General features: G+C 71.3%; 5 protein-coding genes and 1 pseudogene. 4 read left to right on the forward strand and 2 right to left on the reverse strand.

The window, feature by feature from the left end; translation table 11 throughout:
• Positions 1-841: 841 nt before the first annotated feature.
• Positions 842-3,145: a LuxR C-terminal-related transcriptional regulator gene (locus I6J71_RS18275; protein WP_204095807.1), complete on the reverse strand. Its 2,304-nt coding sequence runs from the start codon at positions 3,143-3,145 to the stop codon at positions 842-844.
• Between the two features lie 600 nt (positions 3,146-3,745).
• Between I6J71_RS18275 and I6J71_RS18280 the strand changes: the two genes are divergently transcribed.
• The 3 genes and pseudogenes from I6J71_RS18280 to I6J71_RS18290 all read left to right on the forward strand — a co-directional run bounded on the left by I6J71_RS18280 (position 3,746) and on the right by I6J71_RS18290 (position 10,113).
• A complete protein-coding gene (locus I6J71_RS18280; protein ID WP_239154988.1) occupies positions 3,746-5,314 on the forward strand; it encodes a phosphodiester glycosidase family protein in 1,569 nt (522 codons plus the stop codon).
• A gap of 234 nt (positions 5,315-5,548) precedes the next feature.
• Positions 5,549-9,181, forward strand: coding sequence for a discoidin domain-containing protein (locus tag I6J71_RS18285; RefSeq protein ID WP_204095809.1), 3,633 nt, complete (start codon positions 5,549-5,551; stop codon positions 9,179-9,181).
• Between the two features lie 121 nt (positions 9,182-9,302).
• Positions 9,303-10,113 (forward strand): annotated as a pseudogene (locus I6J71_RS18290) (IS5 family transposase).
• A gap of 22 nt (positions 10,114-10,135) precedes the next feature.
• Here I6J71_RS18290 and I6J71_RS18295 read toward each other — a convergent pair.
• Positions 10,136-10,624, reverse strand: a complete 489-nt coding sequence (locus tag I6J71_RS18295; RefSeq protein ID WP_239154990.1) for an SCO family protein — start codon at positions 10,622-10,624, stop codon at positions 10,136-10,138.
• A 261-nt stretch (positions 10,625-10,885) separates the two neighbouring features.
• Between I6J71_RS18295 and I6J71_RS18300 the strand changes: the two genes are divergently transcribed.
• On the forward strand, positions 10,886-11,533 hold the full coding sequence (locus I6J71_RS18300) for a TetR/AcrR family transcriptional regulator (RefSeq protein WP_204095811.1): 648 nt from the start codon (positions 10,886-10,888) through the stop codon (positions 11,531-11,533).
• Positions 11,534-11,548: the final 15 nt, after the last annotated feature.

Here is an 11,548-nt window from a genome sequence, read left to right on the forward strand (position 1 = left end):
TGTGGTCGGGCCGGTCGCGCGCTTGGTCGGTGGTCAGCGGCACGGTGAGGTGCGTCGTGCCGCTGACCGTCGCTCGCCGAAGGCGCCTCGGCCGCCGGCTGTGGCTGCGGCGCAAGACCGTCCACCGTAGTGAAACTTGCCGGCGGCGGGACTGCGTGCTGAGCGGGCGCCCGGTTGGGGCTGGTCGGCCGCGCGGTGAATCGTGCTGCGGTGACGATCGCTCGCCGGGGCGGATCTTGCGCGGCTGTGGCAGGGAGCAAGAGCGCCCACTGCGGCGAAAGTCGTCGGGCGGTCGGGCTGGGGCAGGCGCCCGGTGGGGCTGATCGCCGGCGAGTCGCTGCCTGGTGACGGTCTCTGGCCGAAGGCGAATCGGCGGTGGCTGTGGCTGCGGCGCAAGCCGGCCACCGTGGTGAAACTTATCGGCGGCGGGGCTGCGAGCGCCGGTCGCGTGGTGAATCGTGCTGCGCGGTGACGACGGCTTGTCGAGGGCGAAGAATCTTGCCTGGCGGTGGCAGGGCGCAAGAGCGCCTACGGCGGTGAAAGTCGCGGGCCGGGTTGTCCGGGCAGGCCGGGGCAGGCGCCCGGTCGGGTTGGTCAGCGACACGGTGAGACCGCTGTGTGGTGGCAGTCGATCATCGGAAGGGGAGTCGGCCGCGGGTGCGTGGCACGACCCGCGGTGAAAAGCCGCGTCCGCTATGGCGCCGGCCGAGCGCGCACAGCTGACCGGACGCGTTCGGGCGGCTCGCAAGGAAGGTCAGCCGCGCAGTGCCCCGTCGTGTCAACCCAGCTGAGCGCCGGGGAGGTGGCGCGACCCGGCTGGAGCCCACCCCCAGGGCGAAGATCAGCTCCGGCGTTCCACCAGCCATCCTGGGATCCGGCTGCGCGAGCTGAACCCCAGCTTCCCCAGGATGTGGTCCACATGCGACTCCACCGTGCGGCGGCTGATGACCAGGCGCTGGGCGATCTCCTTGTTCGTCAGGCCCTCCGCCACAAGTTCGGCGACCTCCAATTCGCGCGTGGTCAGCTCGGGCTCCGACGGCTCCCGCGTGACCGGCGCGGCCGGGGTCGGCGCGGGGACGTTCTCGCCCAGGATGTGGGCCAGTGCGGCTTCGAAGCTGGTCGCGGCTTCGGCTCCGCGCTTGAAGGCGGTGCGGTAGCGGGCGTCGCCGAGGGCTTCGCGGGTTTCGTGTTCGCAGGTGGCGTGCTGGGCGAGCGCGCGGGGCTGGCCGAGCAGCACCTTGCCGCCCACCAGGGGCCACACGCGGTCGGCCACACCGAGCCGCTCGGCGGCCAGCTCGGCGCGGCCCATGGCGGCGGCGGTCCACGCCAGGAACGCGATGCATATCGCCGCGCTGAGGATGTCGTTGAACTGCCTCGCCGTGCGCACTCCGCGCAGCAGGCCGGCCTCTGCGGCGTCGTGGTCGCCGAGCATCCACTGGCCCAGGGAACGGGCGTACAGCAAGTGGGTGCGGGCGCGCAGTTCCCCGGTGCTGTCGCAGATGGCCAGGCCCCGCTCGGCCACGGCGATGGCCGTCGCCGGGTCGCCGGCCCACGCCTCGGACTGGCCGATGGTCCCGAGGCTCAGCACCTTGATGCTGGTGAACCCGGGAATGGCCGAGAACCGTTCGTTCGCCTCGCGAAACAGCGTGGTCGCGTTGTGGAAGTCGCCCTGCAGGAAGTGGCACGCGGCGGTGATCATCTCGGTGTGGCCCAGCACCACGACATCGTTGTGGCGGCGGCCCCACTCGTCCGCCTCCTGGAGGAGTGGCAACGCCGCGCGCGGCTCGCCCATCAGGCAAGCCGCGTACCCGCTGATCCACAACGCCCGTGCGCGGTTTCGGCTCGCTCCTTCGTTCACGCCGAGAGCCCGCGCGAGCCACAGCCGCCCTTCGGTGAGGTGCCCGCAGTGCAGCCAGAAGAAGTGCAGCGTCACCACCAGGTCGAGACCCGCGGCGTACCGGCCGGGCGTGCTGAAGTCGTGTTCGAGCGCGGTCCGCAGGTTCGCGTGGTCGCGCCGCGTGGTCGTGTACACCTGCACCTGGTGCGCTCCGGTGTCCCAGTCGCGCTGCGCGTTCGCGGCCAGCCGGTGGAAGTACTCGCTGTGCCGGTCGCGCATCGTGGGTTCGTCACCCGCCTCCGCCAGCTTCTGCCGCCCGTACTCGCGGATCGTCTGCAACATCCGGAACCGCGTCGGTGCGCGGTCGTGCGTGGTCTGCACGAGGGACTTGTCGACGAGCGCCGCCACGAGCGCGAGCACGTCGGCGCGCTCGATGCCGTCGCCCGCGCACACCTCCTCGGCCGCGTCGAGGTGGAACCCGCCCGCGAACACCGAAAGCCGCGTCCACAGCAGGCGCTGCCGCGGGGTGCACAGCAGGTAGCTCCAGTCGATCGTGCCCACCAGCGACTTCTGCCGCTGTGGCGCGAGGGCGTTGCGGCTCAGCAGCTGGAACGTGTCGTCCAGCCGGTCGAGCAGCTCGTCGACGGACAGCGTGCGCACCCACACCGCCGCCAGCTCGATGGCCAGCGGCAGCCCGTCCAGGCGCCGGCACACCTCGACGACGCCGGCCCAGTTGTCGGCGTCGAGCGAGAACCCGCTCGAGACCGCGGTGGCGCGCTCGGTGAACAGCGTCACCGCGTCGAGGCTCACAGCGTCGGCGAGGTCGCGCACGGGCCGCACCGCGAGCGGTTCGACGGCGTACACGCGCTCGCCTTCGACGGCGAGCACGTGCCGGCTGGTGGCGAGGATCCGGATGTCCGGTGCCGCCGCGAGGAGGTCGCGCGCGAACCGGGCGCACGCCTCGGCCAGGTGCTCGCAGTTGTCGAGCACGAGCAGCATGCTCTTGCCGCGCAGGTACTCCGTGAGCCGCGCGGGCGGATCTTCGTCGGCGTCACGGATCCCGAACGCGGCCGTGACGGTCTGCGCGAGCAGCGCAGGATCGTGGAGGTCGCCGAGTTCGATCAGCCACGCGCCGTCCGGGAACGTGTGCCGCACCTGGTCCGCGACGCGCACGGCCAGCCGCGTCTTCCCGACGCCCCCGGCTCCGGTGAGCGTGATGAGGCGACTCGCGGAGAGCAGCCTGCGAATCTCGGACAGTTCCCGCTGGCGGCCGATGAAGCTGGTCAGCTCCGCAGGCAGCGTCCCCATCGAGACCACCTCCACGCGTCGGAGTGAGCGTACGTCGCGCGGTGGCCGATGTCAGGTTTCTCCGGTTCATCCGGGCAGCACCGAACCCCGTACCACGTCTTGTCTCCGTGGTACGGGGTTCAGCCGGGGCTCACTCGGTCGGGGGGAGAGCGAGCACCTCCTTTTTCCGCGGGATCGTCGGCTTTCTCCTTTCAGGCAGCCAGATCCGGTGCGGGCGGTCTGGTGTCCGATGCGGGGGAGTGCAGTGCTTCCCGGTCGCGCCCGGCGGGCTCGCAACCGGGGCGCCAGGTACCGACGTGCGTCCACTGCCGACCCCACGTGTAGCTGATGAGGACCGTGGACCGGAAGCAGACCGGGCACGGCTGGCGAGGGCTGTCTATCGCCATCGGGCACCTCCGTGTCGGGTTTCGCTTCGCACCTCTCAGAGTGGCGCGCGGCCGCTGCCGGCACATCCGGAGACCTACGGAGAAATTACGTACGCAGGCGTGTGCGGGCGGGGTTCGGCAGAGGTTCACCGGCGCTCCAGCCCGCCGACAGGTCCGGGCCCACGAGACGGGGTGGAATCTCCCGGATCCGCTTGACGCAAGGGAGAAGCCCACCGTGTCCACCTCTTCCCGTCCCCGCCGGGCGCTCGTGGCGGCCGTCGTCGCCGCAGGCGCGGCGGCGGTTCTGTCACCCGTCGCCGAGGCTGCGGTGCCCGGTCTGGCCGGCTACACCTGGACCACCGACGCCGTCGCGCCCGGGGTCACCGTCCGCACCGGTGTGCTGACGCAGCAGAACCACAGTCCGTTCTGGACGGTGACGATCACCGCGCCCGCGAAGAACGTGCTCACAGGCGCCGCGACCACGGCCGAACTCGGCGACGCGCAGTGGGCCCGCGACACCGCCGCGCGGCTGACGGCGGCGGGGTACCCGGTGCGGCAGGACACCGTCCGCTGGCCGGGGTTCTCCGACACCCCGCGCGGAGTCGAAGGCTTCCGCGTGCGCACCGGTTCCTACGCCACGCAGGCGGAGGCGACCGCCGCCGCGGCGAAGCTCAAGGCGGCCGGCTTCAGCGCCCTCGCCGAGTGGACCGGGTACGACGCCGACCAGGCGGCCGACGCCGAACGCGTCCACGTCGCCGTGATCGACCGGAAGGGCTTCCACGGCACGATCCAGGCGACGCACGACGGCACCGTCGCCCAGCGCGAGCCCACCTCGTCGATCGCCGCGAAGGCGGGCGCGCTCGTCGCCGTGAACGGCGGCTTCTTCGTCACCGCCGACGCCGACGGGTTCCAGGGCGTGCCCGCGGGCCTGGCCGCCTACGACGGCAAGATCCAATCGCTCTCGTCGGGCGCCCGCGCGGCGCTCGTGCTCGGCCGCCACGGCGACGTGGGCATCGAAAACCTGACGTCTGCCGTCACGCTTCGCTCCGGAGCGGCGAGCCACGCGGTGAACGGCGTGAATCGCAAACCCGGTGTCGTGCGCGACTGCGGCCGCCCCGGCCTGACCCCGACCACGCAGCCGCGGCAGGACTTCACCTGCACCACCACCGACGAGCTCGTGCTATTCACCCCCGAGTTCGGGGCCGCCCTGCCCATCGGTGCCGGCACCCAGGTCACGCTCGACCGCACCGGCCGGGTGCTGTCGGTCGGCGCCCGCTTGGGCGCGGTACCGGCCGGCGGTTCGGTCGTGCAGGGGATCGGCGCGTCGGCCGACTGGCTCACGGCCCACGCCGTTGCCGGCCGGCGGCTGACGGTCGACGGGCGCCTGCGCACCGCGTCGGGCCGGCCGGTCGACCTGCGGGCCGGTGACGGCATCGTCAGCGCGGCGCCGGTGCTGCTGCGCGACGGCCGTCAGGCCATCGACGCGGCCACCGAAGGGGTGCTCGACCCGAGGGACCTGTCGTTCGGCTACGCGTGGGCCGAGCAGCGCCAGCCGCGCACGATGGCCGGTCTCGACGCGCAGGGCCGGCTCCTGCTGGTCACGGTGGACGGCCGCCAGCCGGGCGTGAGCGAAGGCGTGACCGTCGAGGAGGGCGCGCAGCTGATGCGCAGCCTCGGCGCCGTCGACGCGCTCAACCTCGACGGCGGCGGCTCCACCGCCATGGCCGTGAACGGCGCGCTCGTCAACCACCCGTCCGACGCCGCCGGGGAACGTCCGATCGGCGACGCCGTGCTGGTGCGGTGACCCGCCACGCCGGGGCTCGTCCGCCACCCGCGGCCGAGCTCCGGCGCCGACGTCCCCGTAACTGATCCGGGTACCGACATCGATGTCAGCGTGGCCGATTCTTGTCTGACTTGTCGTCTTGACGGGCGGGTGCACGGCCGGGAAGCTTCCTGGCAACGTTGTCACCCGTCGACGTCGACGCCCCCTGGCCCCGCGTCACGTGGACGGGATCTGTCTCGGAGAGCGGGAGATCCCATGACGTTGGACCAGAGGCGTGCGCCGGGCGCGGAGTCGTCGCTGTCGAGACGGCACCTGCTGGCCGCCGGCACCGGGTTGCTGGCCGGGTTCGGCCTCACGGTCGTGCTGCCCGGCGTGGCTTCGGCGGCGTCGGCCGTCCCGGCGGCGCCCGACGGGCAGACCCCGGCGGACCTCGCGCTCTCCCGACCCGTCCAGGTGTCGTCCACCGACTACGCGGCCACGCCCGCGGAGTTCGCCGTGGACGGCCTCGCGCAGGTCGGCGTGCAGGGTTCCGGCTGGCGCGCGGCCAAGGGCGACTCGCAGTGGATCACCGTCGACCTGCAGGGCCGCTGCGACATCACGTCCGTGGTCCTCACGTTCGAAGCCCGCCCCGGCGACCCGGCGTTCGACGCCGCGGGCTCGCGCAGCCACACCACCGGCGCCGAGGTGCAGTCGAGCTACCCCGTGGTCTTCGACCTGGACGTCTCGGCCGACGGCCAGGCCTGGCGCACGGTGCACTCGAGCGACGCCGGGACCGGCGGCGTGGTGACCGTCGCGCTGGACAAGCCGGTCAGCGCGCGCTGGGTGCGGCTGACCTCCGGCAAGCTCTCGACCACGAACCCGTTGGGACTCAACGGATTTCAGGTCTACGGCACCAGCCACGGCACCCGCCCCGCGGTGCAGGGCTGGACGTCGTGGCCGGTCCGCAACCACGACAACCCGCCGGCGCTCGCCGTGGCGGCAGACGGCACGGTGCTCCTGGAGTCCGGCTGGGCGCTGACCATGCAGGACTGGGCCCCGAGCACCGACGGTGCCGTGCTGTCCGGCCCGTCGATCGACACGCGAGGCTGGCTCCCGGCCAGCGTGCCGGGCACGGTCCTGGGCTCGCTCGTCGAGCAGGGCCACCTGCCGGACCCGGTGTCGGGCATGAACAACATGCACATCCCCGAGGCGCTGTCGCGGCACTCGTGGTGGTACCGCCGCTCGTTCGGCGTGCCGCGCGGCCTCGACACGCGCGCGGGCCGCTACGTGTGGCTGGAATTCGACGGCATCAACCACGCGGCCGACATCTGGCTCAACGGCAAGCACGTGGGTTCCGCGTCGAACCCGTTCGGCCGCGCCGTCTTCGACATCACGCCGGCGCTGAACGGCTCCGGCGACCAGAACCTCGCCGTCAAGATCACGCCGATGCCGTTCCCGGGCAGCCCCGGGGACAAGGGCCCGGCCGGACAGTCGTTCGTCGACGCGGACAGCACGATGTTCACCAACTCGCCGACCTACCTCGCGGTGTCCGGCTGGGACTGGATGCCCGCGGTGCGCGACCGCGCGTCCGGCCTCTGGGACCACGTGCGCCTGCGCTCGACCGGCGCCGTCGTCGTCGGCGACGCCCGTGTGGACACCAAGCTGCCGAACCTGCCCGACACGAGCGCGGCGGAGCTCACCATCACCGTTCCGGTGCGCAACGCCAGCGGTGTTACCCAGCGCGCGAAGGTCACCGCCGAGTTCGACGGCGTCAGCGTGTCGTCCACGATCACCCTCGCCGCCGGCGCGGCGGGCGCCGCTACGTTCGCCCCGGCCGACTTCCCGCAGCTGCGGCTGAAGAACCCGAAGCTGTGGTGGCCCAACGGCTACGGCGACCCGGCTCTGCACGACCTCACCCTCACCGCCGCGATCGGCGCGGCCGTGAGCGACCGGCGCGCGGTGAAATTCGGCATCCGCAAGATCGATTACCAGTACGACGTGCCGATCGTGCCCGTCAACGGCGTCGCCGGGCAAACCGTGGACTTCGCTCCCCAGACGTCCCGGTTCGTGCGCCTGCAGTGCGACCGCCGCGCCACCGGCTGGGGCTTCTCGTGCTGGACGTTGTCCGTTGTGGACAGCGCGACGCCCGCAACGGACCTCGCGCTGGGCAAGTACGCGACCAGCTTGAGCGTGGCCGACGGCAACCCACCCGAGAACGCCGTGGACGGCAATCCGGGCACCCGGTGGACCTCGGAGTACGCGGACAACCAGTGGCTGCAGGTCGACCTCGGCTCGGCCGTGTCCTTCGACCGCGTGGTGGTCGCGTGGGAGACGGCCTACGCCCAGACGTTCCGCATCCAGGTGTCGCAGGACGGGCAGAACTGGACCGACGTCACCTCGGTCGACAACTCCGCCAAGCCGCTGACGATCATCGTCAACGGCGTCAAGGTGTTCATCCGCGGCGGCAGCTGGGGCTGGGACGAACTGCTGCGCCGCATGCCGGCCGAGCGGGCCGACGCCGTGGTCGCGATGCACCGCGACATGAACTTCACCCTGATCCGCAACTGGGTCGGCACGTCCTACCGGGAAGAGCTCTTCGCGGCCTGCGACAAGTACGGCATCCTGCTGTGGAACGAGTTCTGGGACGGCTGGTCGACCGACCCGGCCAACCACGACGTCTTCCTTGCACAGGCCGAGGACACCGTGTTGCGCTACCGCCACCACGCGTGCGCCACGGTGTGGTTCGGCTGCAACGAGGGCTCCCCGCCGGCCGCGCTCGACCAGGCGCTGCGGGAGATCGTCACGGGCAACACCGACCTGTTGTACCAGAGCAACTCCGCGGGCGGCGTGATCACCGGCGACGGCCCGTACCGCTGGCTGGACCCGAAGCAGTACTTCACCGGCGAGGCCACGGGCGGCAAGTCCGGGTTCTGGAGCGAGATCGGCATCCCGACCGTGTCGGTGGTCGAGAGCATGCGCAACCTCGTGGGCGAAGGCGACCCGGGCTGGCCGATCGGCGCGCCGTGGTTCCTGCACGACTGGTCCACGCAGGGCAACCAGTCGCCGCAGGGCTACCTGGCGGCGATCGACGCTCGGCTCGCACCGTCGTCGAGCCTCGAGGAGTTCTGCCGCAAGGCGCAGTTCGTCAACTACGAGAGCATGCGCTCGATCTTCGAAGCGTGGAACTCGAAGCTGTGGAACGACGCCACGGGCGTTCTGCTGTGGATGTCGCACCCGGCGTGGCACAGCACGGTGTGGCAGACCTACGACTACGACCTCGACGTCAACGGCAGCTACTACGGCTCCCGCAAGGGCTGCGAGTCCCGCCACGTGCAGGCCGACCTCTCGACGTGGCAGGTGCGGGCGGTCAACCACACACCCACGGCCCTGACCGGCCTCACCGTCACCGCGCAGCTGCACGGGCTCGACGGCACGGCCCTCGGCGCGCCGCAGCAGCAGAAGCTCGACGTCGGCCCGATCTCCGCGACGCCGGCGTTCACGGTGCCGTTCGGCGCGGACCTGCCGGCTCTGCACCTGCTGCGACTGACGCTCACCGACGCCCACGGCGGGGTCGTCTCGGAGAACACCTATTGGCGTTACCGGACGGACACCGCGATGCGCGCGCTGAACCAGCTCGGGCGCACGCAGCTGGATGCGAGCCTGCGTGCGGCCGGCAAGGACGGCTACACCGCGACGATCCGCAACGCCGGCAAGACCGTGGCCGCGATGGTGCGGCTGTCGCTGCGCGAGAGCAACGGCAAGGACCGCGTGCTCCCGACGCTGTACGGCGACAACTACTTCTGGATGCTGCCGGGGGAGTCGCGCACGGTCACAGTGGCGCCACGCAAGTCGGTCAAGTCACCCCGCCTGCAGGTGGAGGCCTACAACGTACCGGCGAAGCTGAGCTGACTCCCCGGTGCCGGAGCCTGTCCGCGAGGCGGCTCCGGTACCGGGCTCAAGAGCTCCTGACGAAACGATCGTGGACTAGCCTGATCACCTGTCTGTTGGTCGAGACGTGAGGAAGGGTCAGCTGCCGCCGTGGATCGTGTCCGATGAGTTGTGGGCACGCATCCAGCCGTTGCCGGTCGTCCCACGACGTGCCGATCATCCTGGTCGCAAGCGCCTGGACGATCGCACGGTGCCCCGCGGCATCCTGTTCGTGCTCTCCACCGGGATTCCCTGGGAGTTTCTGCCGCAGGAACCAGGCTTCGGTTCGGGGATGACCTGACTGGCGACGCCTGCGGGACGGGAATGACACGGGAGTCGGGCAACGCCTGCACGGATCGCTTCCGACTGCCGTGCACAAACCGCCGACACACTCGACTGGTCACGGACGGTGATCGATGGCTCTCACGTGCGAGCCCGGCAAGGTGACCTGAAACCGGACCGAGCCCGGGTTGACCGTGCCCGAACACGCTCGAAACACCACCCGATCACCGAAGCGCACGGTATCCCGCTGGCAGACGTGCTGACCGGCGGTAACCGCAACGACGTCACTCAGCTCATGTCGTTGATCGAGACGATCCCGCCGGTACGGGGCCGGCGCGGGCGACCCCGCGGGCGACCGGACACGATCTACGCCGACCGCGCCACGATCACGACAAGGACCGCAGACTGGTACCGGACAAGGCCAGCACGCCCCCGTTCGCCCGGCGTGGCGTCGAACACGGTTGCGGGTCGGGCGTGCACCGCTGGGTCGTCGAGCAAGCGTCGCCCCGCTGCACTGGTTCCGGCGTCTGCGCATCCGCAGCGAGGTCCGCGACGACATCCACGCGGCGTTCCTGAGTCTCACCCGCGGCATCACCTGCCGGCGCCGACCAGGCAACCCCGCATTGAGTTAGGAGTTCCAAGGAAACGCGGGCTTCAGGAAACGGCCGCCCGCAGCCGTTCGGTGAAGGTCTCAGTGTCGAGCCCATCGGTGAGGTGCGTGGCGTACTCGCCGTCGGGGCTCAGCACGTAGGTGATGGCGGTGTGCGGCACGGCGTACCCGTCGGGGTCCTCGGGGTCGTCCTTGCGGCGCGCGAAGACGTGGAACGAGCGCTTCGCGGCCTCGATCCGCTCCGGCGTGCCGGTGAGCCCGGTGAACCGCGGGTGGCCGGCTTCGAGGAAGGCGCGCATGACCTCGGGGGTGTCGCGCTCCGGGTCGACGGTGATGTACAGCGGCCGGATCTTCTCCGCGAGCGGCCCGAGCCCGTCGAGCACGGCCGACAGCCGCCCGAGCGCGCGCGGGCACACCACCCGGCAGTGCGTGAAGCCGAAGAACACCGTAACCCACTGGCCCCGGTAGCTCTGTTCGGTCACGGGCGTGCCGTGGTGATCGACGAGGCTGAAGGTGGCGTCGATCGGTCTCACGGCCGGGTCCTCCTTGTCGCGGGTCGCGAACAATCGTGGGTCTGGACTGTCCGGTGTGGACAGCAGCGGCGGACGGCGCCTGCCGATCATCACGGTACCCGGGAACGTTTCGGTCGTCGCTCCAGGTTCGGGCGCCGGGCGAGCGAAAGGGATCGGCTTCCCCGGTGCGGCATACCCAGGCTAAGTCAAGCACTTGACTTAACACGCGGACCTCCGGTTGACTGATCACGAACCGGGCCAGGGGTGCGGGGAGGAGCAACGGTGGTCGCAACGGTCGGGAAGGTGGCGCGCGCCGGCTCGACGCGGGAGCGGATCCTCGTGACGGCCGAGCGGCTGTTCGCCGAGCACGGGGTGTACGCCGTGTCGAACCGGCAGATCAGCGAGGCCGCGGGGCAGGGCAACAACGCCGCGGTCGGGTACCACTTCGGTGCGAAGGCCGATCTGGTGCGGGCGATCGCGCGCAAGCACGCCGGTCGCATCGAGCTCACGCGCACGCGCATGGTCGAGCAGGTGGGCGCGGACGCCACGGCCCGCGACTGGGTCGAATGCCTCGTCCGGCCGGTCACCGACCACCTCGCGGAGCTGTCCGGCCCGACGTGGTTCGCGCGCTTCGCCGCGCAGGTCATGACCGACCCGGCACTGCGCGGGATCCTAATCGACGAAGCGCTGAGCGCGCCCGCGCTGCACCGCATCCTCCACGGGCTCGACAGCTGCCTGCCGCACCTGCCCGCCGCCGTCCGCGCCGAACGCGACGACATGGCGCGCCAGCTCATGGTCCACACCTGCGCCGAACGCGAACGTGCCCTGGCCGAAGGAGCGCCGACCCCGCGTCCCGACTGGCACGCCGCCGGCACCGGCCTCGTCGACGCCATCGTCGGGGTCTGGCTCGCACCATCCACATCAGACTGACGAAAACCGTTGCGG

This window comes from Amycolatopsis sp. FDAARGOS 1241 (assembly GCF_016889705.1).
Taxonomy (GTDB): domain Bacteria; phylum Actinomycetota; class Actinomycetes; order Mycobacteriales; family Pseudonocardiaceae; genus Amycolatopsis.